Annotated in this window: 19 protein-coding genes; 13 read left to right on the top strand and 6 right to left on the bottom strand. The window is 69.5% G+C overall.

Annotated features, from left to right (window positions below; genetic code table 11):
- From SSP08S_RS56205 to SSP08S_RS31065, 5 genes are all read right to left on the bottom strand, one after another.
- Positions 1–1,883 (bottom strand): MFS transporter (locus tag SSP08S_RS56205; RefSeq protein WP_019071562.1); only part of this gene is annotated, 1,883 nt, incomplete at its 3' end.
- Positions 1,884–1,911: 28 nt separating this feature from the next.
- Positions 1,912–2,355: a MarR family winged helix-turn-helix transcriptional regulator gene (locus SSP08S_RS31080; RefSeq protein ID WP_019071561.1), complete on the bottom strand. Its 444-nt coding sequence runs from the start codon at positions 2,353–2,355 to the stop codon at positions 1,912–1,914.
- An 86-nt stretch (positions 2,356–2,441) separates the two neighbouring features.
- Positions 2,442–3,938 (bottom strand): cellulose-binding domain-containing protein, encoded by a 1,497-nt coding sequence (locus SSP08S_RS31075; RefSeq protein ID WP_019071560.1) that lies wholly within the window; start codon positions 3,936–3,938, stop codon positions 2,442–2,444.
- Positions 3,939–4,152: 214 nt separating this feature from the next.
- Positions 4,153–5,472: a radical SAM protein gene (locus SSP08S_RS31070; protein ID WP_019071559.1), complete on the bottom strand. Its 1,320-nt coding sequence runs from the start codon at positions 5,470–5,472 to the stop codon at positions 4,153–4,155.
- 531 nt (positions 5,473–6,003) lie between these two features.
- Positions 6,004–6,663, bottom strand: a complete 660-nt coding sequence (locus tag SSP08S_RS31065; RefSeq protein ID WP_019071558.1) for a pyridoxamine 5'-phosphate oxidase family protein — start codon at positions 6,661–6,663, stop codon at positions 6,004–6,006.
- A gap of 148 nt (positions 6,664–6,811) precedes the next feature.
- On the opposite strand from SSP08S_RS31065, the gene SSP08S_RS31060 reads away from it, so the two are divergent.
- The 13 genes from SSP08S_RS31060 to SSP08S_RS31000 all read left to right on the top strand — a co-directional run bounded on the left by SSP08S_RS31060 (position 6,812) and on the right by SSP08S_RS31000 (position 22,565).
- The gene (locus tag SSP08S_RS31060) at positions 6,812–8,056 is read left to right on the top strand and encodes an FAD-binding protein (protein WP_019071557.1); all 1,245 of its coding nucleotides are present in this window, start codon (positions 6,812–6,814) and stop codon (positions 8,054–8,056) included.
- 176 nt (positions 8,057–8,232) lie between these two features.
- Positions 8,233–9,480 (top strand): ROK family transcriptional regulator, encoded by a 1,248-nt coding sequence (locus tag SSP08S_RS31055; protein WP_019071556.1) that lies wholly within the window; start codon positions 8,233–8,235, stop codon positions 9,478–9,480.
- Positions 9,481–9,491: 11 nt separating this feature from the next.
- The gene (locus tag SSP08S_RS31050; protein ID WP_026178978.1) at positions 9,492–11,348 is read left to right on the top strand and encodes a glycoside hydrolase; all 1,857 of its coding nucleotides are present in this window, start codon (positions 9,492–9,494) and stop codon (positions 11,346–11,348) included.
- Positions 11,349–11,562: 214 nt separating this feature from the next.
- Entirely contained in the window at positions 11,563–12,828 is a 1,266-nt protein-coding gene (locus SSP08S_RS31045; protein ID WP_026178977.1) for an ABC transporter substrate-binding protein, read from the top strand.
- Positions 12,829–12,848: 20 nt separating this feature from the next.
- Positions 12,849–13,817 (top strand): carbohydrate ABC transporter permease, encoded by a 969-nt coding sequence (locus SSP08S_RS31040; protein WP_019071553.1) that lies wholly within the window; start codon positions 12,849–12,851, stop codon positions 13,815–13,817.
- Positions 13,814–14,683, top strand: coding sequence for a carbohydrate ABC transporter permease (locus tag SSP08S_RS31035; protein WP_019071552.1), 870 nt, complete (start codon positions 13,814–13,816; stop codon positions 14,681–14,683). Before SSP08S_RS31040 ends, SSP08S_RS31035 begins: the two co-directional genes overlap by 4 nt.
- Positions 14,684–14,724: 41 nt before the next feature.
- A complete protein-coding gene (locus SSP08S_RS31030; protein WP_019071551.1) occupies positions 14,725–17,586 on the top strand; it encodes a glycoside hydrolase family 2 TIM barrel-domain containing protein in 2,862 nt (953 codons plus the stop codon).
- Entirely contained in the window at positions 17,583–18,755 is a 1,173-nt protein-coding gene (locus SSP08S_RS31025) for an MFS transporter (RefSeq protein WP_019071550.1), read from the top strand. The genes SSP08S_RS31030 and SSP08S_RS31025 overlap by 4 nt, the downstream gene beginning before the upstream one ends.
- 34 nt (positions 18,756–18,789) lie before the next feature.
- Positions 18,790–19,800: an ABC transporter ATP-binding protein gene (locus tag SSP08S_RS31020; protein WP_019071549.1), complete on the top strand. Its 1,011-nt coding sequence runs from the start codon at positions 18,790–18,792 to the stop codon at positions 19,798–19,800.
- Between the two features lies 1 nt (position 19,801).
- Positions 19,802–20,605, top strand: coding sequence for an ABC transporter permease (locus SSP08S_RS31015; protein ID WP_019071548.1), 804 nt, complete (start codon positions 19,802–19,804; stop codon positions 20,603–20,605).
- Positions 20,605–21,411: an ABC transporter permease gene (locus SSP08S_RS31010; RefSeq protein WP_019071547.1), complete on the top strand. Its 807-nt coding sequence runs from the start codon at positions 20,605–20,607 to the stop codon at positions 21,409–21,411. Before SSP08S_RS31015 ends, SSP08S_RS31010 begins: the two co-directional genes overlap by 1 nt.
- 90 nt (positions 21,412–21,501) lie before the next feature.
- Complete coding sequence (locus tag SSP08S_RS31005; protein WP_019071546.1) at positions 21,502–22,071, top strand: SigE family RNA polymerase sigma factor; 570 nt, start codon at positions 21,502–21,504, stop codon at positions 22,069–22,071.
- On the top strand, positions 22,068–22,565 hold the full coding sequence (locus SSP08S_RS31000; RefSeq protein ID WP_019071545.1) for a PASTA domain-containing protein: 498 nt from the start codon (positions 22,068–22,070) through the stop codon (positions 22,563–22,565). Before SSP08S_RS31005 ends, SSP08S_RS31000 begins: the two co-directional genes overlap by 4 nt.
- A 50-nt stretch (positions 22,566–22,615) precedes the next feature.
- Here SSP08S_RS31000 and SSP08S_RS30995 read toward each other — a convergent pair whose 3' ends face one another.
- Positions 22,616–23,824: an MFS transporter gene (locus SSP08S_RS30995; RefSeq protein WP_019071544.1), complete on the bottom strand. Its 1,209-nt coding sequence runs from the start codon at positions 23,822–23,824 to the stop codon at positions 22,616–22,618.
- Positions 23,825–23,852 lie beyond the last annotated feature (28 nt).

The raw sequence follows: 23,852 nt of genomic DNA, 5'->3' as shown, positions 1-23,852 counted from the left end.
GCCTTGGCAGCAGATGATCGCCGCGCCGGAGCCTCAGTGGCAGACGCGCGCGGTCCCGGAGCCTTAGCGGCGGACGCTCGCCGCGCCGACGCCTCAGCGGCGGACGCGCGCGGTCCCGGAGCCTTGGCAGCCGACGCTCGCCGTGCCAACGCCTCAGCGGCGGACGTTCGCGGCCGCCCCGAGGTCCCCGGCGCGGCCGGGTTCGCACCCCGCAACAGCGACGGGATCGCCGCGAGCAGCGCGAGCGTGGCGCCGAAGGCGAACACGATGACCAGGCCGGAGTGGAAGGGCCCGGAGATCAGGGTCGGGAAGAACTCGCTTCCGGTGAGGGTGTGTTGCTGCGCGGCGGTGAGGTGGGTCAGGGCGCCGCTGGGCCGGAGCAGGTGCTGGACCGGGTTGACGCCGAGCTGGGCGGCGAACAGGGAGGAGACCGGGGGCAGTTCGCCGACCTGGGTGGCGATGTGGGCCGGTACGCCCTGCTGTTCCAGGCCCGCGGTGAGCGTGTGCGGGAGCCTCCTGGCCAGTCCGGCGATCATGAGGGAGAAGAAGACGCCGATGGAGACGGCGGTGCCGGAGTTCTGGAAGGTGGCGCGCATTCCGGAGGCGACACCGCGCAGGCTCGCGGGCACACTGCCCATGATCGAGGAGGAGTTGGGGGAGGCGAACATCCCGCTGGCGATCCCGTTGACGGTGATCAGCAGCGCGAAGATCCCGTATCCGAAGTCGATCGGCAGACACATCAGGCCCAGGAAGCTCGCGCCGAAGAGCAGCGCGCCGCCGGTGGCCAGGCCGCGTGAGCCGAGCCGGTCGGAGAGGTAGCCGGAGACGGGTCCGGCCACGAGGAAGCCCGCGGTGAGCGGCAGCATGAAGATGCCGGCCCACAGGGGTGTGTCGGCGTAGTCGTAGCCGTGCAGCGGGAGCCAGATGCCCTGCAGCCAGATGATCAGCACGAACTGCATCCCGCCGCGGCCGATGGAGATGGCCAGGCCCGCCAAGTTGCCGAAGGTGAAGGCCCGTTGGCGGAACAGGCCGAGCTGGATCATCGGCGCGGAGACGCGTTTCTCGATGACGACGAAGGCCGCCAGCAGGAGCAGTCCTCCGGCGATCAGCGCGTCGGCCAGCGGGTTGGTCCAGCCCATGGTGTGGCCGCCGTAGGGCTGGAGGCCGATGGTGATCGCGATCAGGGTGGCGCTGAGGCCCACGCCGAAGGTGATGTTGCCCCACCAGTCGATACGGCCGCCGTCGCGTCCGGCGGTCTCGCGGAGGGTGCGGTAGGCCCACACGGTGAAGAACACGCCGACGGGGACGTTCACCCAGAACACCGCCCGCCAGTCCCAGGCCGACAGCAGTCCGCCGGCGACGAGACCGATGAACATGCCGCCCAGCGCGGCGACTTGGTTGATGCCGAGGGCGAAACCGCGCTGTTCCTCGGGGAAGGCGTCGGTCAGGATCGCGGCCGAGTTCGCGGTCAGCATCGAGCCGCCGACGGCCTGGAGCACGCGCCAGGCGATCAGCCACATCGCTCCGTGGCCGCCGTCGAAGGGGTCGAAGGAGAGCAGCACCGAGGCGAAGGTGAAGACCGCGAACCCGGAGTTGTAGATCCGGACCCGGCCGTACATGTCGCCCAGGCGGCCGACCGTGACGACGAGGACGGCCTGGACCAGCCGGTAGCCCATGATCATCCACAGCAGATACGCGATGTTGCCGGGGGCGAGCGGGTCCAAGTGCACACCGCGGAAGATGGCCGGCAGGGCGATCAGCACGATGGAGCCGTCGAGCGCGGACATGAAGACCGCGGCGGTGGTGTTGGTCAGCGCCGTCCACTTGTAGCGGTCCCCGGCGGCCGTACGACGCGGGGTGCGCGTCCTGGGAGGTTTCGTCATGCGCTTGCTTCCTCCGGCACCGTCGGCGTCAGATGTTCTGGGCCAGTCGCTCCAACAGCGGTGCGGCTGCGGCGAGTTGCTTCAGTTCCGCCGGGGTGAAGGTGCCGCCGGTCAGGGCTCGGCCGATGAGTTCGGCGCGCGCGTTGCGCTTGTCCCGCAGGGCCTGCCGGCCCTCGTCGGTCACCGTCAGCACCACGCGCCGGCCGTCCTCCGGGTCCGGGCGGCGCTCGACCAGCCCCCGGGTCCGCAGCGCGCCGAGCGTCGCCCCCATGGCCTGCGCGGTGATCTGCGCGTCCCGGGCCAGCGCCGAGGAGGTGGTGGGGCCGCTGCGGTCCAGCTGCGCCAGGGCGGCCCGCTCGGGCATCGTCAGCCCGCCCCCGACCGGCAGTTGGCGCACCCGCCGCAGCAGCACGCCGATGCTCGTCATCAGGGCCGAGGCGACCGCTTCGGGATCCAGGTCTTCGTCGCTCATACGCTAAGGCTAGTTTATCAACCTGCCTTAGTAAATTGCCGCGCTACGGCGGTCAGTGCCACGAGCTCCCTGACTCGCCGTCAGAACTAGTCGCAGGCCGCCCCGTTGAGGGTGAAGCCGGACGGCGCGGAGTTCTTGCTGTTGTTCCAGGTGCCGAGGAAGCCGAAGGTGAGGCTGCCGTTCGCGGCGACGTTCTTGTTGTAGTCGGCGGCGGTGGCGCTGACCCGGGAGCCGTCCTGGGCGACGCTCGCGTCCCACATCTGCGTGACCTGCTGGCCGTCGCGGTAGGACCAGGCGACCCGCCAGTTGTCGAGGGCCTTGGTGGTGCTGACGGTGACCGTGGCCTGGAAGCCGTCGTTCCACTGGCCGACCAGGTCGTAGGTGACGTCGCAGCTCGCCGCGGCGGGCGGCTGCGCCGACGCGCTGGTGGTCGGCGCGGGGTCGTCGCTCGCGGTGGCCGAGGCGGTGCCCTGGGGTTCGGTGTCGGGGTTCTTGTCGCTGGGCGAGGCGGACGCCTTGTTGTCGCTCGCCGTCGGCCGGCCGGACCCGGACGGCGTGGTCGACGGGTGCGTGCCGACGGAGGCCACGGTGGAGCCGGGGTCGATCACCGGCTGGCTGTCGGCGTCGTCGCTGGCCGTGTTCTCGCGCCCGGAGCCGCCCATCGGCATCATCGACACCCCGAGCGCCACGAACGAGAGAAGGACGGCGGCGACGAGCAGTCCGTTGCGCACGAGACGCGCCTTGCTCGCGCCCTCCTTCGGTTCCCCGGCCTCGAGTTCGGCCACGGGGCGCCCGGCGCCGAGCCGTACCTCGGCGGCGCGGCGGCGGCGCTCCAGATAGGCGAGCCCGCCCCAGCCGATCACTCCGCTCGCGAGGGCCGACGGCAGTCCGCCGCCCTGGAGTCGCAGACAGGCGGCGGCCTCCGCGCACTGCACGCAGGTGGCGAGGTGGCGCGAGAGGTCCTCGGGGGTGTCGGCGGACGGCGAGCGGGTGACCGCGTCGAGCAGCCGGGCGTAGCTGCGGCACTCGGCGGCCATCGGGGAGTCGAGGTGGTTGCGGTGGCAGCGGTCCCTGAACAGACCGCGCACCTGGGCGAGTTCACCGGAGACGATCGCCGGGTCGAGACCGAGGCGGCGGGCCACGACGGTCAGCGGCAGCGCCTCGACCTCGGCCAGCCACAGCAGCGCCGCGTCCGGCTCCTGCAGGTCCCGCAGCCCGCGCAGGGCGATCGGCCGCTGCAACGGCATGCCGTGGAAGCGGGCCGCCTTCTCCGAGTTGAGCCACAGCCGCAGGTCGGGGTCGAGCCGGTGCCCCCGCCCGGCGAACTCCCACTCCGCGGCCGTGGTCCGTACGGCGGTCAGCAGCAGCGGTATCACCGGCAGGACGCGACGGGTCGGGCCGCGCATCGGGCCGGACCCGGCGGAACGGGCCTCCTGTATGCCGAGTGCGAAGGCCTCGCTCGCCAGCTCGGTGGCCGAGGCGGCGCCGGATGTGCACAGGTCGGCGTAGGACAGCACGGCGTCCCAGCACTCGGTGAACAGCGCGGCCTCAGCGGCGTCCTGAGGAGTCGGCAGGTCGGGCATGGGTCTCCTGCATCCACGAATGACGGCCAACTAGCTCTGACAGTAAGCAAGTTGGAGGGGGGCTGCCTCGTGACAGGGCCAGAGCCTTTCACGCGTCCCACACAACTGACAAGCCGGGTATTCAATTACGGTAACCGTCAGTCGCCTCTGTGCAGTTGTACGTGTCCGAGCCTCTCCCGTCTCACCCGTAGCAGGAGTTGTCCACACCGTTACCTTACAAAGCCGCGGGCTCCTCGGCGGGGAGGCTGTCCATGAAGGAACTGACGGAGAAGACCGCGCGGCCGGGGCCCGGTTCGCCGTATCCGGGCGGGGACTTGAGCCCGAAGTCCTCCATCGTGGCGCGGTAGGCCTCGAGCAGCCGGATGTGGTACTCCAGCGGCGCGCCCTGCGGGTTGGCCTTGCCCAGCGGGGTGGTCGGCTCGGGGCACCAGGTGGTGAAGCGGGGCGTGATGCCCTGCGACATGAAGAAGCGCAGGCCCTCGGTCGTGGAGGCGATCGCCTCGTCGACGGTCTTGAAGCCGAACGGCTCCGCCATCTCCACGCCGGCCACGAAGTTGGGGATCACGTTGCGCGCGCCGAAGATCTCGGCGGAGTCGAGGATGCGCTTGTGCCACTCGGCGCGGCCGACGTAGCGCTCCTTGCCCGGGCAGTGCAGCTTGAACAGGTACTCGTCCCACACCTCGTAGTTGGGGTGGTAGATCTGCACGCCGTAGTCCTTGAACCGCTGTACGTCGTCCTTCGGCAGCGCCTGGGCGACGACCTTGCCGATCCAGCGGCCCGGGAAGCGCTCCTCGATGGCCTTGGCGTAGTGGCCGTAGAAGTCGGCCTCGTCGCGCCCGGCGACCGTCTTGGTGATCGCGCCGCCGGTGAGGGTGTATGCGGTCGACACCTTCGCGGTGTCGTAGCGGTCGATGATCTCCAGGGCTTCGAGGACCTCCTCGACGTCCTTGACTCCTGTATACGGTCGACCGGCGGCCTTGTGCTGGCGCCAGTTGTGGTTGATGTCGCAGTACTGGCACTCCTCCTTGGCGCCGAAGTACTGGCAGACCCGGAAGACGGTCAGGTAGATCAGATAGCCCCACTGGATCGTCGGGGCCACCTCCATGACGGACTTCCCGTTGGCGAGCTTGTGCTTGTAGTACTCCGGCATCGGCGGCACACCGACGTCCGCGATCCGCTTCCCGTCGAGATAGAGCCCGAGCACCCCGTCCTCGTCGGAGGCCACCCGGTACGGCGACGCCGGGTTCACCCGCACGGAGACGACGGTCCGCCTCAGGTCGTACGGGCCACCCGTGAGGATGATCTCCTCCGGCGGGCGGCGCAGCGCGGCCTCGCCCAGCTCCGGCAGGGTGCCGTGGTCGAAGGAGAAGATGAAGTACGACTTCGGCTTGACCTCGCCGCCCTCGTTGTCGCTCAGCGCGGACGGGTCGAAGGCGACACCCCCGCGCAGCAGGTCCTCCTTGAAGACGGCTTCCCGCGGCACATGCGGAAAGCGCTCCATCAGATCCTCGACCAGTGCGGTGCGGCTGCCCATCCCGTATCTCCTCCCGGCACGTGCGCCCTGCTCGGACGTACGACTCCTCACGGTATGCCCCCGGCGGTTCGGTGGTGGGAGCGGGGGGCGCGGTGTGGTGCGGTTCGGGCGGGGCGCGGCGGGCGGTCGGGGGGTGGGGCTCGGGTTGTCTGCGGGGTGCGGGTGCGTTGTGGCTGGGCGCGCCCCGCGGCGAAGCCGCAAATGTCACGACCCCGCGCCCCTGAGGGCATGGGGGTGGGCGGGGTTGGGGCAGGTCGGGGCTAGGCGGGCCGGACGACCGGGGAGGGCCGGGAGGGCCGGGAGAGCCGGGAGGGCCGGCCGGCTCGGGCCAGGCCGGTCAGACCGGGAGGGGGCAGTCAGATCGCGGCGGGGCGGCCGAGGCGGGCCGATCAGGTCAGGCATGCCAGGTCGGGGCGGGCCGATCAGGTCAGGCAGGCCAGGTCCGGGCGGCAATACATCCCTGGCGGCACCGCCCCGTAGCGGCGTGGGAGCGCCACAGGGGCGGACAAAGAGCGAGAGGCCTTTGCAGGGTCAGCCCCGCCCGGTTCCCTCGCGGCGCGCGATGTGCTCCGGCGCCGGGATACCCGGCGGCAGCACGGGGTCCGGCACGGGCGCGCCCCAGGTGGAGGTCAGCGGCAGGGTTCCCGCCCACAGGCCCAGTTCCGCGTCGGGACCGTCGCCGTCGTCCGGCCCGCCGGTGCGGATCTTGACGGAGGCCTCGTCCAGCGCGAGGACGAGCAGCGTGGTGGCGGCGAGTTCCTTGCGGTTCGGCTGCCTGGCGTACGACCACTGCCCCGGCGTCGCGTGTTCGGTCAGGCGGCGCAGGCCGGCCAGTTTCTCGTCCGGGTCGGTGACCTTGCGGGGCACCCCGTGGATCATCGCGCTGCGGTAGTTGACCCCGTGCTCGAAGACGGATCTGGCCAGCACCAGCCCGTCGACATGCGTGACGGTGACGCACACCGGGCCTCCACCCGCGAGGCTACGACTCGCGACGGACCCGTGCAGATACAGCCGCCGCCCGTCCCTCCCGTACACCGTGGGGACTACTACCGGCCGCCCCTCGATCACGACCCCGAGGTGGCAGACGAAACCGGCGTCCAGGATCGCGTCCAGGTCCGCACGGTCGAGGCTGCCCTGTTCACGGAGCCGGCGGTGACGGGTGAGGTCGGTTTCAGGCAGGCGGTCGCTCATACCGCCGGAGACTACCGATACCGTAGAAAAATGGCGACGGATTTGCCCATAAGGTAGTCCATGCCACCCCAAGACAACGAAATCCGCACCAGTCGTCGACAGGTGAGAGGGTCAGGGGGAAACGCACGCTCGCGGAGGGACGGCAGGCATGACGGAGACGGTCACCAACTGGGCCGGCAACATCACCTACGCGGCGAAGGAACTCCACCGCCCGCACACACTCGACGCGCTCAGGACCCTCGTGGCCGCGAGCGCGCGGGTACGGGTGCTGGGCAGCGGCCACTCCTTCAACGAGATCGCCGAGCCGGGCCCCGACGGCACCCTGCTGTCGATCGCCGCGCTGCCGCCCGAGTTCGACGTGGACACGGAGGCCCGGACGGTACGGGTCTCGGGCGGCGTCCGTTACGCCGAGTTGGCCCGCCGGGTGGCCGAGCACGGGCTCGCACTGCCCAACATGGCATCCTTGCCGCACATTTCGGTGGCCGGTTCGGTGGCCACCGGCACCCATGGTTCGGGCGTCCGCAACGGCTCGCTCGCGGCGGCCGTACGCGAGGTCGAGATCGTCACGGCGGACGGGTCGACGGTGACGATCGCACGCGGCGACGACCGCTTCGACGGCGCCGTGACCTCGCTGGGCGCGCTCGGTGTCGTCACCTCCCTCACCCTCGACCTGGAGCCGGCCTTCGAGGTCGAGCAGCACGTCTTCACCGAACTCCCCCTTGCCGGGCTCGACTTCGAGACGGTGGCGGCCTCGGCGTACAGCGTGAGTCTGTTCACCGACTGGCGGGAGCCGGGCTTCCGCCAGGTGTGGCTGAAGCGGCGCACCGACCAGGCGCCGGTCGACTTCCCGTGGGCCGCGCCCGCGACGGAGGCATTGCACCCGGTGCCGGGGATGCCCGCGGTCAACACCACCGAGCAGCTCGGGGTGCCGGGGCCGTGGCAGGAGCGGCTGCCGCACTTCCGGGCGGAGTTCACTCCGAGCAGCGGGGCGGAGCTGCAGTCGGAGTATCTGCTGCCGCGGTCGACCGCATACGACGCGCTGTATGCGGTCGGCGGGATCCGGGAGACGGTCGCCGGTGTACTGCAGATCTGCGAAGTGCGTACGGTCGCCGCCGACGCGCAGTGGCTGAGCCCCTCCTACGGGCGGGACACGGTGGCACTGCACTTCACCTGGATCGAGGACACGGCCGCGGTGCTGCCGGTGGTGCGGCGGCTGGAGGAGGCGCTGGACGGCTTCGACGCGCGACCGCACTGGGGGAAGGTGTTCACCACTCCGGCGGAGGTGCTGCGCGGGCGCTATCCGCGGCTCGGCGACTTCGCGGCGCTGGCGCGGGACCTCGACCCGCAGGGCACGTTCGCGAACGCATTCGTCCGGGACGTGATCGGTGAATGACCCGGTCCACGACTCGGCGGGCGGCCCGGCGAAGGACCGGGCCGACGACCGGGTGAACGACTTTGTATAGCCCCTTTCCTAACCCCTTGTCGAACGTCACCCGCAGCCCATAGCCTTGCCGCGCGCCGGAGCCGTCGTGCCCCGGCATGACCGCACAAAGGGTGGGGGCACCTCCGGTGAAGCGCACATCACGCGACATCCGTACCGCGAACCGCTACGAGGTGCTGCGTCAGATCATCGCCGAATCCCCCACCTCCCGGCAGGAGTTGGCCGCCGCGACCGGGCTGAGCCTGGCCACGGTGGCCACGCTGGTCGGTGAGCTGCTGGACCTGCGGATGATCACCGAGGTCGGGTTCGAGGACTCGGCGGGGGGCCGCCCCCGGGGTCTCGTGGCGGTCAACGCGTCGGGGGGCGCGCTGATCGGTGTCGACATCGCGGAGACGTACGTCCATGTCGAGCTGTTCGACCTGGCGTTGAACGTCCTCGCCCGCGCCGACGAGGACATGCGGCCCGGCGAGAGCCGTCCGGAGCAGGTGGTCGGTCATGTCGCCGCCGCCGTCGGGTCGGTGGTCGCGCAGGCCGGTGTCGAGGCGGCGCGTGTCCTCGGCGTCGGGGTGAGCGTGCCGGGACAGGTGGACCGCAAGACCGGTGTCTCGGAGTACGCGCCCAACTGGGACTGGCACGACGTGCCGTTGCTGGACCTGCTGTCCGAAGTCATCGCCTACCCGCTCTACCTGGACAATCCGCTGCGGGCCGGCGCGGTCGCCGAGATGTGGTTCGGGGCGGCGCGCGGGCGCGGGGACGCGGTGGTGGTCAACCTGGGCACCGGGGTGGGCGCCGGGCTCGCGCTGGGCGGCGGGCTGTACCGGGGCGTGAGCAACAGTGCCGGCGAGTGGGGCCACACCACACTCGTCCTGGACGGACGGCTGTGCCGCTGCGGCAACCACGGCTGTGTCGAGGCCTATGTCGGCGCGCCCGGAATCATGCTGAATCTGCGGGAGTTGAGCCCGCAGAGCCCGCTGCTGCACCCCGAGGACCAGACGGCGACGATCGACGCACTGGCCCAGGGCGTGGCCGCGAACGACCCCGTGGCCCTCAAGGTCGTGCGGGAGACGGCCCGTTACATCGGCGCGGGCATCGCCAACCTGGTGAACCTCCTCAACCCCGAAGTGGTCGTGCTCAGCAGCTGGGTCGCCCGCAAGCTCGGCGATCCGCTGCTGCACGAAGTGCGCGAGGCCGTCCAACGGCACGCGCTCAGGCGGCCGTTCGCCGCCACCGAGATCGTCCTCTCCCCCATCCCCACCGACCCGGCGTGCCTCGGAGCGGCAACGTTCGCACTCGAAGGGGCACTTCAGTCGGTGGGACAGAGGAACGGCAAGAACCGCACCACCCAGGCAAGGAGCCGTACCGCACCACCTTCATGACGACGGAAGGGATGCACGTGACCCAGCCCCACCCCAGGAGATCGATCCTCGCGACAGCGGCAGCCGCGCTCGCCGTCACCGGGGCCCTGATATCCGCGCCGCCCGCGAACGCCGACGGCGTCGCACCGGCGGAAGTCTCCCCCCACGCGGCCCAGACCATCGACAACATCGGCGCGTCCGGCGCCTGGTGGGTCAACGACCTCCAGTACTTCAAGCCCGAGGTACAGGCCCGGGTGGCCCAACTCCTTTTCTCCTCCAAGGGCTTGGACCTCTCCTCCTACCGCTACAACATCGGCGGCGGTGGCGCCGCGGTCACCACCCCGGCCCGCGCCGCCCAGGACTTCCTGAACGCCGACGGCAGCTACGACTGGAGCAAGGACAAGGGCGGCCGGACGTTCCTCAAGTACGCCGCGAAGTACGGCGTCCAGGACCTGATCGGCTTCGTGAACAGCGCGCCCGCGCAGTGGACGACCAACGGGCAGAGCTGCGGCGGCCAGTTGAAGCCGGAGAACGAGAGCGACTACGCGAAGTACATCGCCGACGTCACCGCCCACTTCGCCGAGCAGGGCGCCAAGTTCGACTACATCAGCCCCTTCAACGAGCCCAACAACAACTTCGGCGACTGCGGCCAGGAGGGCATGCAGGTCACCGTCGACCAACGCGACGACATCGTGCGGGCGTTGGGCGCCGAGCAGCGGGCCCGGAAGCAGCGGACCAGCATCATCGCCGACGAGTCGAGCAGCACGGTGAGTTTCAGCACCGAGGTCCCGCAGTGGATCGCGCAGCCGGACACCGCGCAGTACGTGTCCGAGCTGGCGCACCACACGTACAACAACCCGAACGACGGCCAGTTGGGCAATGTCTACGAGACGGCGAGGACGGTCGGCAAGCCCTCCTGGGCCACCGAGATCTGCTGCTTCGGCAAGGGCACCACGGGCTGGAACCAGGAGTACGACCCGACGATCGACAACGCCCTGCTGATGTCCCGGATCATGTACAAGGACTTCGCGAGCGCACACGACTCGGCGTTCCAGTGGTGGGTGGCCCTCGCCAGCGGCTACGGCACCGACCCGGCCGCGCGCAACGACGTCGGCTGGAACGACGGGCTGATCTACTACGACCCCGACTACGCGACGGACGGCAACCAGACCCTGTACTTCACCAAGCGGTACTACGCGCTCGGCCAGTACAGCAAGTTCGTACGGCCGGGCTCGGTCGCGCACAACGTGACGGGCGCGCCGAGCGGTGTCGAGGTGACCTCGTACGACCGGGACGGCAAGTGGGTCGTCGTGGTCAACAACCAGAACACCACGGACACTTCGCTGAACCTGCACTTCAACAGCAGGACGCCGGTGCGGGCGGCGCAGGCGGTGCGGACCTCGGCCACGGAGAACTGGGCGAAGGTCGCCGAGCCGGACGTGAGCGGCTCCACGGTCTCCACGACCCTCGCCGCGCGCTCCATCACGACGTACGTCCTCGACCAGAAACCCCGCAAGGGCCAAGGGAGTTCGACGGCCGTCACCGGCGCCCTCCGGGGCAGCCAGTCCGGCAAGTGCCTGACGGCGGACGCCTCGGGGGCCGCGATCGGCACCTGCACGGGCGGGGCGGAGCAGACGTGGTCGTACGACGCGAAGGGGGGCCTGAAGGGGGCCAACGGGTATCTGACGGTGGGGAGTTCGGGGCTGACGACCAGCGCCGACTTCACGGGTGATCCCGGCCAGCGATGGCTGCTGAACGCCAACGGGCAGATCCTCGGCGAGGCGTCCGGGAAGTGTCTCGACGTGAGCGGTCAGGCGACAGCCGACGGCAGCAAAGTGATCCTCTACAGCTGCAACGGCGGGGCCAACGAGGCCTGGTCGAAGGTCTGATGACGACCTGAAGGCGTGGTGCGGGCCGACCGCGCGGCGGTCCGCACCTTCGTCACGTCCGGTATTCCGAACCTTGCACAACGCTTCGAACAGACTTCGTCCAACCCCTTGCCGAAGCCTTAGGCGAAGGTTAACGTCCCGCACCGCACCTCGATTTCAGCCACGGGCAGCTGAGCCGTGGAGCCGCAGCCGCGCGAGAGACAAGGACGTCACCATGTCGGCAATGAGCAACAGCAACCTTTCCCGCCGATCGATATTCCGGGCGGCCGCGGGGATGGCCGCGGCCGGCACGCTGGCCGCGTGCGGCGGCAACAACGGGCGTGGGGGAAGCGGGGGTTCGGGCAAGCAGCTCGTCCAGTACTTCCACGCGTACGGCGAGGCCGGCACGGAACAGGCCATCAAGCGGTACGCGAAGGCGTACACCAAGGCCAACGTCACCACGAACTGGATCACCGGCAACAACTTCGAGGCCAAGCTCTTCTCGTCCCTGCTCACCAAGCAGGCACCCGACGTCTTCGAGTTCCACCCGCAGTTGCAGCTGGTCAAGAGCGGTCAGGTGGCCGACCTCAGCGACATCATCGATCCGGTCAAGGACGACTTCAACCCGGCCGACATCAAGTCGCACACGGTCGACGGGAAGATCTACGGGATCCGGATGATCGACGACCCGCAGTTCTTCTACTACCGCAAGTCGATGCTGGAGAAGGCCAAGGTCGAAGTCCCCACCACGCTCGACGAGTTGCTGGAGGCCGCCGCCAAGCTCACCACCAGCAAGGTCAAGGGCGCCTTCCTCGGCAACGACTTCACCCCGGTCCAGAACCCGATCATCTGGTCGGCGGGCGCCGACACGATCGACGCGAACAACCAGATCGCGTACCACACGGACGGCGTCGTCGAGGGCCTCAAGAAGCTCCGCCAGCTGTTCACCAGCGGCCATGTGCTGCTTGACGCGCCGACCGACTTCTGGGACCCGTCCTCCCTCAACCAGGGCCTGTGCGCGATCCAGTGGGGCGGCATGTGGTCCATGCCGGCGATGCAGCAGGCGCTCGGTGACGACCTGGGAATCTTCCCCTTCCCCAGCGTCGGCAGCGCGGGCAAGCAGTCGGTGTACAACGGCGGCTGGTCGATGTTCGTCAACGCCAAGGGCGACAACGTCGAGGCGGCCAAGGCCTACGTCAAGTGGCTGTGGATCGACCAGAAGAAGTACCAGGAGGACTGGGCGACCTCCTACGGCTTCCACATCCCGCCGCGCACCTCGATCGCCGCCGGGGCCACCAAGCTCAAGTCCGGTCTGCCCGCCGAGGGCGTGAAGCTCTTCACGGACTACGGCCACTTCGACAACATCGCCTACGACCAGACGATGCAGACCGCGTTCGCCGACGTGATCGCCAACTCCGTCCGCAAGAACGGCAATCCCGAGGCCGCGCTCGACGCCTGCGACAAGAAGGTCAACGTCGAGCTCAAGAAGCTGTTCGGATAGGCCGGCGGACGGAACCCGAGATGTCGACCACCACCACGCGCGGGGTCGCCCAGACCGCCGCGGCCGAGACCTCCAAGTCCCGGCCGCGGCGCGGCCTGCGGTCCAACGCCACCCTGAACTTCTGGCTCTTCACCGGCCCGTTCCTCATCGGCCTGGTGATCTTCGTCTTCGTCCCCATCGGATGGAGCATCTGGCTCAGCTTCTTCGACGCCCGCTACACCGTCACACCGAGCCATTTCATCGGCCTCGACAACTACAAGCAGATCCTGACCAACAGCAACTTCCCTGATTCACTGCTGACGTTCACGGTGTTCGCCGTGTTCATCGTGCCGACCACCTGGGCGCTCTCACTGGGGCTGGCGCTGCTGGTCAACCAACTGCGGTTCATGCGGGCGTTCTTCCGGTCGGTGTTCTTCCTGCCGACCGCCGTGTCGTACGTCGCCGCCGCGCTGATCTGGAAGATGTCCATCTTCAGCGGCGTCCGCTTCGGTCTGATGAACACCGTCCTCGGCTGGTTCGGCGTCGACAACATCGCCTATCTGGCGAACCCCAGCCCGCCCTGGTACTGGCTGGTCATCGTGAGCCTGCGACTGTGGATCCAGGCCGGCTTCTACATGATCCTGTTCCTGGCGGCGCTCCAGAACATCCCGGCCGAGCTGTACGAGGCCGCCGAGATCGACGGCGCCAAGCGGGGCTGGCAGACCTTCCGGTACATCACGCTGCCCCAACTCCGCGCCACGTCCACGGCGGTGGTCCTGCTGCTGCTCGTCGCCGCGTACCAGGCCTTCGACGAGTTCTTCAACATCATCAGCACCAAGGCCACTTGGGCCCAGACACCGCTCATGGAGCTGTACAAGGCGGCCCTCGGCACCAACCAGGACTACGGCGCCGGCAGCGCGGGCGCGGTCATCCTGTCGCTGCTGATCTGCATCGTCACCCTCGCCCAGGGCAGGATCATGGGCTTCGGAAGGGGGGAGGAGTCCAAGTGACCTCCACCGCACCACAGTTGGGCAAGAACCGGCGCAAGAAGCGCGGGAGCGTCCTCGGCAACACGGGCCTGTACCTCGCCGTCGGCATCGCCGCCCTGCTCTTCCTGCTCCCCTTCTATCTGATCGTCCGCAACGCCCTCTCCACGGACCAGGAGATCACCGGCGAGAACTGGAAGCTGCTGCCCTCCTTCCAATGGGGCAACATCTCCGAGCTGTTCGACGACCAGACCGTCCAGTTCGGCCGCTCCCTGTGGAACTCCACGGTCGTCGCCGTCCTGATGACCGTGGGCACCCTGCTGGTCTGCTCGCTGGCCGGCTACGGCCTGGCCCGCATCCCGTACAAGCACTCCAACAAGGTCTTCTACCTCGTCCTGGCGACCCTGATGGTGCCGACGGCCGTCACCTTCGTGCCGAGTTTCGTGCTCGTCTCGTCCCTCGGCTGGGTCGACACCTACCGGGGTCTCATCATCCCGGGCCTCTTCAGTGGTTTCACCTGCTTCCTCTTCCGGCAGTACTTCCTGGGGTTCCCCAAGGAGTTGGAGGAGGCGGCGCGCGTGGACGGGCTCGGCTACTGGGGCGCGTACTGGCGGATCGTCGTACCCAACTCGCTGAACTTCTTCGCGGCGATCGCCACCATCACCTTCATCAGCGGCTGGAACGCCTTCCTGTGGCCGCTGGTCATCGGCCAGGACCCGAACTCCTGGACCGTGCAGATCGCCCTGTCGTCGTTCATGACGAACCAGACTGTCAACTTCCATCTCATCTTCATGGCCACCGCAGTTTCCATCCTGCCCCTGGTGTTCGTGTTCCTCTTCCTCCAGCGCTGGCTGGTGCAGGGGATCGCGCAGACCGGCATCAAGGGCTGACCCTCGCCTCCCGACACCCGCATCCCGAAACCTGGAGATCCATGACTTCCAGCACCGCCGTCGACCATCTCGAAGACGTCTCGCCGGGCAGCGGCGCTCTCCCGCCCCGCGCCCGGTACGCGGCCTCGGACGCGAAGTCACTGTCCCTCAACGGTAGTTGGCGTCTTCGTGTGTCGGCGACGGCCGATGCCGAGGACGACTCGTTCGCCGAGGAGGGCTACGACGCCGGGGACTGGGCCGAGGTCACGGTCCCCGGCCACTGGGTCCTGCAAGGACACGGCTCCCCCATCTACACCAACCACCTCTACCCCTTCCCGGTCGACCCGCCGCACGTCCCGACCGAGAACCCGACCGGCGACCATCTGCGCGTCTTCGACCTGCCGTCCGAGTGGCCCTCGGACGGCGGGGCGGTGCTCCGCTTCGACGGCGTGGAATCCTGCGCCCGCGTCTGGCTGAACGGCACGGACATCGGGGAGTTCAAGGGCTCCCGGCTGCCGCACGAGTTCGCGGTCGGCCACCTGCTCAAGCCCAGCGGCAACGTGCTCGCCGTCCGTGTCCACCAGTGGTCGGCGGGCTCGTACCTGGAGGACCAGGACCAGTGGTGGCTGCCGGGCATCTTCCGTGACGTCACCCTGCTGCACCGCCCGCCGGGCAGCGCCCTCGACTTCTTCGTCCACGCCTCCTACGACCACCTCGGCGGCACCGGCACCCTGCGCGTCGACTCCGACGTCGACGGCCGGATCACCGTGCCCGCGCTGGACATCGATGTCGCGACGGGCGAGCCGGTCACCGTTCCGGTGCGGCCGTGGACGGCCGAACTCCCGTACCTGTACGACGGGTTGCTGACGACGGAGGGCGAACGCATCCCGCTGCGCATCGGCTTCCGGACCGTCGAACTCTCCGACGGCCTGATCAAGGTCAACGGGAAGGCGGCCCTCTTCAAGGGCGTCAACCGCCACGAGTGGCACCCCGAGAAGGGCCGCGCCCTCGACCTGGAGACCATGCGCGAGGACGTGCTGCTGATGAAGCGGCACAACATCAACGCGGTCCGCACCTCGCACTATCCGCCGCACCCGGACTTCCTCGACCTGTGCGACGAGTACGGCCTGTGGGTCATCGACGAGTGCGACCTCGAGACCCACGGCTTCACCGAACAGGCCTGGCGGGACAACCCCGTTGACGACGACCGCTGGACCCCGGCCCTGCTGGACCGCGCCGCCCGCATGGTCGAACGGGACAAGAACCACCCGTCGATCGTCATCTGGTCGCTGGGCAACGAGGCCGGCACCGGCCGCGGCCTCACCGCCATGGCCGAGTGGATCCACGGCCGTGACCGCTCACGTCTCGTGCACTACGAGGGCGACATCAACTGCCGTGACACGGACGTCTATTCACGGATGTACGCCGACCACGCCGAGGTCGAGCGCATCGGCCAAGACCTGGACGGCGGCACCCACAAACGCCGCCAACTCCCCTTCATCCTCTGCGAGTACGGCCACGCCATGGGCAACGGCCCCGGCGGACTCGCCGACTACCAGCGCCTCTTCGAGTCGTACGACCGGCTCCAGGGCGGTTTCATCTGGGAGTGGATCGACCACGGCATCAAGGACGAGCGCCACGGCTTCGCGTACGGCGGCGACTTCGGCGAGGAGCTGCACGACGGGAACTTCGTCTGCGACGGACTCCTCTTCCCGGACCGCGTCCCCTCCCCCGGCCTGATCGAGTACAAGAAGGTCATCGAGCCGATCTCCATCGACGGCGCCGAGGGTTCCGTACGGGTCACCAACAAGCACGACTTCGCCGACCTGTCCGCATTCGCCTTCCAGTGGTCCTACCAAGTGGACGGCGAGACCGTCGAGTCGGGCCCGTTGACTGTGCCGCCGCTCGCGCCCGGCGAGTCGGCCGACGTGAAACTGCCCGCACCGCCCGTGGAGTCCGACGGTGCCGAATCCCAGTGGACCGTACGGGCGTTGCTGGCCGCCGACACCGCGTGGGCTCCGGCCGGCCATGTGGTGGGCTGGGGCCAGATCCCGGTCACGGCGCGCCCATTGCCGTATGTCTCCGCCACCGCCGGGCCCGTCCTCGGCGAGCGGCGGATCACGCTCGGCCCGGCCTCCTTCGACGCCCGTACGGGCGAGTTGAAGTCGATCGGCGCGGTGGACGTCACCGGTCTCCGTCTGGACGTGTGGCGGGCGACCACCGACAACGACGACGGCGCGTCCTGGCAGACGGACATCCGCCACGGCCTGCTCTGGCGCAAGTTGGGGCTGCACCGGATGCGACACCGCCTGGACGGCGTCGAGTTGGGCGAGGACGCGCTGACCGTCCGCACCCGGGTGGCGCCCGCCGCCTGGGAGATCGGGCTCGCCACGGTGTACCGCTGGACCTCGGACGGCTCGCGGCTGCGGCTGACGGTGTCCGTGGCACCCGAGGGCGACTGGACGGTGCCGCTGCCCAGGCTCGGCATCCGCTTCGGGCTCGACGCGGGCGCCGACCGCGTGAAGTGGTTCGGCGGCGGGCCCGGCGAGGGGTACCCGGACACCAAGTCGGCTTCACAGTTGGGCCGTTGGGAGTCCACGGTCGACGGCCTCCAGACCCCCTACGTCCGTCCGCAGGAGAACGGCGCCCGCGCGGACGTCCGTTGGGCGGAGATCGGCGGGCTGCGGATCGACGGCGACCCGGAGTTCTGGTTCACGGCCCGCCGCTGGACGACGGAACAACTGGACGCCGCCGCCCACCGCACCGACCTCACACCCGGCGACAGGGTCTGGGTGAACCTCGACCACGGCCAGCACGGCATCGGCTCGCAGTCCTGCGGCCCGGGACCGCTCCCGCAGTACTTCCTGAATGCCGAACCCGCCGAATTCTCCTTCGTGTTCACAGAATCCCCGGGGACCAGTTGACCGGCACAGTCAGCACGTCGCCTGCGGCCGACCGGCTCTTCGCCCGGTCGGCCGCGGTCGCGTCCTGCGTCGGCTTCGTCCTCATCGGCATGCTCCAGGCCCTCTACGGCCCCGCGATCCCGGGCCTGCGCCATGAGTTCGGCCTGTCCCCCTCGGCCGCCGCCCTCGGACTGAGCCTGCACTTCACCGGTGGCGTCGCCGGCGTCCTGGCCTTCAACGCGATCCACTCCCGGATCAGCAACAGGGCCCTGCTGGCCTGGAGTTACGGCCTGATGGCGGCGGGCGCCGCGGGTTTCGCACTCGCGCCTAACTGGCCCCTCGCGCTGGCCGCCGCGTTCCTCGGCGGTCTCGGCTTCGGTGGGCTCGACTACGGCCTGAACCAGCTCTTCGCCGTCGGCTTCGGCGACCGTTCCACCGCCATGCTGAACGTGCTCAACGCACACTTCGGCATCGGCGCGGTGCTCGGCCCGGCGGTCGTGGCCTGGCTCGGTCCGGACGACTACCCGTACGCGTTCGGGGCGTGCGCGGCACTGGCGGCGGTGCTGGTGTCCGCGGGCTCAATCGGCGTACGTACACGTGTATCTGACGCTCCACCAGCCCCTACGGAGAAAGGTGGCCTCGGTCTGTCCCGCGTCCTCGTCGGCTTCCTGATCCTCTACGTCCTCAATGTGGCGGTCGAGGCGAGCGTCGGCGGCTGGGAGCCCACGCATCTGGAGACGGTCGGCTACACGGCGACCGTGGCCGCGTCGGCGACCTCCGTCTACTGGCTGATGATGACGGCGGGCCGCTTCCTCGTCGTACCGGTCACCCTGCGGTACTCCCCCGAGCGCATCCTCACGGTGTGCGCGGCCGGGATGACGGTGTGTCTGCTGTTGACGCTGGTTAAAGGAGTGGCACCGGTCGCGTACGCCGGTGTTGGCTTGTTCATCGCACCGGTCTTCCCGACGGGCTTCGCCTGGCTCACCAGGGCGCTTCCCCAGGCCGAGCGGGCCGGGGCGTGGGTGATCGCGGCCTCGAACGTCGGCGGGGTGGCGGCTCCGCCGCTGCTCGGGGTCGGGATCGAGGCCTCCGGGATCCATGCGGTGCCCTGGCTGTTGACCGCGTTGTCGGCCGCGTCGCTGCTGGCGACGCTCCGGCTGATCCGACTGACGAGGAGGTCCGCATCATGAAGGCCCTGTTCCTGCTCACGCGAAGGCTGACCGAGTGAACGCGAGCAGCATCGAGGTCCGGGGGCTGTCCCGCACCTTCCACACAACTGTGCGGCGCCCGGGCTTCGTCGGCGGGCTGCGCTCGCTCGTCAACCCGGACCGCGTGCCCAAACATGCCGTCTCCGACGTCACGTTCGATGTCGCCCCGGGTGAACTCCTCGCCCTGCTGGGCCCGAACGGCGCCGGCAAGTCCACCACCATCAAGATCCTCACCGGGATTCTCACGCCCACCTCCGGAGAGGCCCGGGTCGCGGGCGTGGTGCCGTACCAGGAGCGGGAACGCAACGCCCGTAACATCGGGGCGGTGTTCGGGCAGCGCACCCAGTTGTGGTGGGACCTGCCGGTGCGCGAGTCGTTCTCGATCCTGCGGGACATCTACGAGGTGCCGAAGGCCCAACACGCGGCCCGGCTGCGGGAGTTCGACGATCTCCTCGAACTGTCCAGTTTCTGGGACACCCGGGTCCGCCATCTCTCCCTCGGCCAGCGCGTCCGCTGCGACCTCGCCGCCGCGCTGCTGCACGACCCGCCGGTCGTCTTCCTCGACGAGCCGACCATCGGCATGGACGTGGTCGTCAAGGAGCAGGTGCGGGAGTTCCTGCGCCATCAGGTGGAGGAGCGCGGCCGTACGGTCCTGCTGACCACGCACGACATGACCGAGGTGGCCCGGCTCGCCGAGCGGGTCGTCCTCATCAACCACGGCCGGCTGGTCCTGGACGGCACCCTCGACGAGATCCGCCGCAAGTTCGGCTCGACCTGGCAGATCCGCGCGACGCTGGCCGACGCGCACGCCGAGGTCGTACCGCTGCCGGGTATCGCCCTGGTGCGGCGGGACGGACCGCAGGTGGTATTCGGCCCGGAGGGGACCGAGGCGCCGACCGTCCACCAGGCGCTGAAGCAGGTCATCGAGCGGTACGAGGTGACCGAAGTCGCCATGGACGAGGCGGAGTTGGAGGACGTGATGCGGGCCGCGTACGTCCAGGCCGGCCCGCACGCCGAGGAGATCTGAGATGGCCGCCCTGCACGCCTGGCGCGCCGCCCGTGTCACCCCGCTCGGCGAACTCCTCGCCCCGCCCCGCATCACCGCCGCCCTGCTCCGGCTGACCGTGCAGATCGTGCTGGTGGCGTCCCTGTGGCGCGGCCTGTACTCCCAGACCGGCACCACCGCGGGACTCACCCGCGACCAGGCGGTGACGTACGCCGTACTGGCCGTACTCGCCTCCCGGCTGAGGGAGTTGGACCAGTACGCGGGCCGGGACACCGTCCTCCAGCACATGCACTTCGGCACGATCATCTACTGGTATCTGCGCCCGCTGCCGCCCCAGCGGTACTACGCGCTGCGGGCGTTCGGCGAGCAGCTGTACGGGCTGGCGTGGGCGCTGACGGGATACGCCGTCTGCCTCGCGGCCGGGGTGGTGGAACCGCCCAAGTCCCCTGCTGTGGGCGGGGTGTTCGCGCTGAGCATGCTGCTGGGCCAGCTCGTCCTCTACTACGTCATGCTCCTCATCGACCAGCTGTGCTTCTGGACGCTCCGCAACGGGGCCGCGATGCTCATCCTGATCTTCGCGCAGAACCTGCTGTCCGGTGTGTACGCGCCGCTGTGGTTCTTTCCGGACTGGTTCATCACGATGAGCCGATTCCTGCCGTTCCAGGCGACCTTGAGCGTGCCGCTCTCCATCTATGTGGGCCGCATCCCGCTGTCCGACGCGGGGGTCCAACTCGCCCTGCAGGCCGCCTGGGTGGCGCTCCTGTCCCTGTTCACCCGGTTCCTGTGGCGGCGCGCCGCCCGCCGGGTCGTGGCCCAAGGAGGTTGATGCGCGTGAAAGCCGTCCGGATCGTATGGCGCATCACGCGCCTCAACTTCCGTGCCCAGCTGGAATATCGCACCGAGTTCCTGCTGATGATCGCGATCGGCGCGATCTGGCAGGTGTCGGTCATCGTGTTCGCGACGGTGCTGCTCACCCGGTTCTCCGGAATGGGCGGCTGGGACAGCTCGGACGTGCTGCTGATCCCGGCGACCCGGATGATGGCGCACGGGCTGATGGTGCTGTTCCTGGGCCGTATGCACGGCCTCGGCCGGTACATCCAGGAAGGCCGTATCGACATCTATCTGGTGCGGCCGATGCCGGTCCACCGCCAGGCGCAGCTGGAGTACTTCCCCACCAACGCGATCGGCGACCTCACGGTGGCGGGCGGCCTCATGGTCGGCGCGCTCAGCCGCAGCCACCTGGACTGGACCGCGGGCCGCATCGCGTATCTGATCGCCGCGCTCATCGGCGGCATGCTCGTGGAGGCGGCCCTCTTCACGACCGTGGCCTCCGCCTCCCTCCGCTTCCCGTCCGCGGACTACTGGAGCCGCTGGATCGAGGACCTCCTCGGCACCTTCGGCAACTACCCGCTCAACGTCCTGCCCCGCGCGGTGGGCGGCTTCCTCACCTACGGCCTTCCGCTCGCGTTCGTCGCCTTCCTCCCGGCCGCCGTGCTCACCGGCCACGGCCACGACATCGGGGTGCCGTACTGGCTGGCGGCGGGCTCACCCCTCGTAGGCCTGCTGACGTATCTCGGGGCGCGCCTGCTGTGGCGGTGGAGCCTCAGCAACTACACGGGGGTGAACGGGTGACCGCTACGGCGTGACCCAGGTCACGTCTTCGCCGTGCAGCAGATCCATGGGCTTTCCCGTCGAGGAGGGGTGACAGGAAGGGAGGAGCGTGTGGATCTGGCAGCCAAGTGGGCAACGGACGCGGGAAGCAAGGGTGTTGGATCGACGGAGGGGGACTTCCATCGGTTCGTCGCCGCCCGGTCGGCCGCGCTGTTCCGGGGCGCGTTCGTCCTGACGGGCAGCCGCGACGCGGCGGAGGACCTGGTCCAGGAGACCCTGGAGCGGGCCTGCCGCAAGTGGCGCGTCATCAGCGCCAAGGACGCCCCGGACGCGTACGTACGGCGGATCATGGTCAACCTCGCCAACGACCGCTGGCGAAGATTCCGCCGTACGGCTCAGCACCCGGTCGACGGTGATCCCGCCGCGCCGGGTGACGAGTACGGACGGATCGACAGCCGTGACCAGTTGGTGCGCGCTCTGCAGCAACTGCCCATGCGGATGCGGACGGTGGTGGTGCTGCGGTACTTCCACGATCTGTCCGACGCCGAGATAGCGGCGGACCTGAAGATCTCGCAGAGCACCGTCCGCTCCCAACTCACCCGTGGAATCGGCCAGTTGAGAAGCCAGTTCCCCGCGCTCTCCGCCCCTTCGCCACAGCGGCTCACGGAAGGAACCCGATGAGTTCGTACGACCCGCGGCCTTCCGGCTGCACACCTTTCGAAGAGGAACTGATCAACGCCATGAACGACTTCGCGCACTCCACCGACTCCCCGGCCTTCGACACGGCCGGCATGGTCCACCGCACCCGCCGCAGGCGGGCCACCCTCGTCGCCGGTTTCGCCGCGGCCCTGATCGCGGCGGGCGGCGGCACGGCGCTGGCCTCCATCTCCGGCAGCGCCTCGCAGTCGACACCGGCCGCCACCACGACCGTCGACCACGCGAAGGCCACCTTCCTCCTGGGCGGCCTCACCAAGGAGCCCATCGCGGTCGACCTCACCGGCCAGGACCTGGCCACGGCGAAGGGCCAGTTCGAGAAGGCCCAGCTCAAACTCGGCACGATCGTCAAGGTGGTCAGCCCCGGCTGCAAGCCGGCCTCGGTCGTCGAGCTCACTCCCCACAGCCCGAAGATCGTGCTCAAGGGCGACACGGTGGACGTGAAGCTCTGCGCGGGCTGACCGGGTTGACCGGCTGAGAGCCCGGCCCTGGGCGTGCGCGCGCGAGCCGCTCAGGACCGGCCGGACCGCCGTACCGGCGTCAGCAGGGCGACGCCCGCGATCAGTACGCAGCACGCACCCGCCACGACGGCGACCGGTGCGGTGCCGCGCCGCTCGGCAGCCCAGGTGAGGACGGCCGCGCCGACGGGGGCCGCCGCATAGTGGAGGGTCCAGAAGGCGGAAGTGACCCGGCCGAGCAGTTGCTCCGGTGTCACCTCCTGCCGCAACGACATGGAACACGTACCGGCCATCTGGTCGCAGCCCAGGAACGCGGCGCTCACCACCGCCACGGCCGCCACGTCGTCCGCCCGGCTCAGCCAGGCGAAGGCCGCCCCGCACACGGCCACGCCCCCGATCCAGGTCACCCCGAACCCGAACCGGCGCCGCACCCGGGCCACCAACAATGCCCCGGCGATCGTGCCGAGCGCACCGACCGCCATGACTGTGCCCACGGTGCCGTCGTCGTGCCCGAGGTCGTGCTTGAGGTGGTAGATCACCAGGTCGTTGAGGCCGAGGGTGAGAAAGCTGAAGCAGAAGAGGAGCGCGGTCAGGGCGCGGAGTACCGGATGCCCACGGAGGAAGGCGATTCCCGTACGCAGGTCCCGCCACAACCCGCCCCGCTCCGCCCGCCGTTCGGGGTCGGGGCGGCCACGGAACCGCACGAACACCAGACAGGCGGCCGACACCCCGAAGCTGGCCGCGTCCACACCGACGGCGGCGGCCGGTCCGCTCCAGGCCGCGACGATTCCGGCGCCGAGCGGCCCGAGAACCCCCGCCGCGGCGGCACTGGCGTTCAACCGCCCGTTGGCTTCCGTGAGTTGCTCGGTGCCGACAAGCCCGCGAACAACGGTCACATACCCGACGGAGAACAACATGCCGACGGCCTCGCACAACGGCAGCACCACGTACAGCAGCCAGATCCTCGGCCCGAAAACCCATACCAGCGGAATGACCCCGTACAACACCATGCGCACGAGGTCACACCAGACGAGCAGCCTGCGCCGGTCGACCCGGTCCACCACGACCCCCGCGAACACCCCCGCGCCGACCGAGGCCGCCCCGCCCACCGCCGTGAGCAGCCCCATCCGCGCGACCGATCCCGTGGCCTGAAGCACCAGCAGGGGAAGGGCGATCAGCGCGAAGGAGTCGCCGAGGACGGAGAGGGTCTGGGCGGTCCAGAAGGTGGCGAAGTCCCGCTGCCGCCAGAGGGGTTGGGCCATTCCGGCAACCCTAGGCAGCCCGCCGGCG

The organism is Streptomyces hokutonensis (assembly GCF_000376565.1).
In the GTDB taxonomy this organism is placed as follows: domain Bacteria; phylum Actinomycetota; class Actinomycetes; order Streptomycetales; family Streptomycetaceae; genus Streptomyces; species Streptomyces hokutonensis.
Note: the sequence above shows the minus strand (reverse complement) of the source record. Positions and strands in the feature narration are given on the sequence as shown.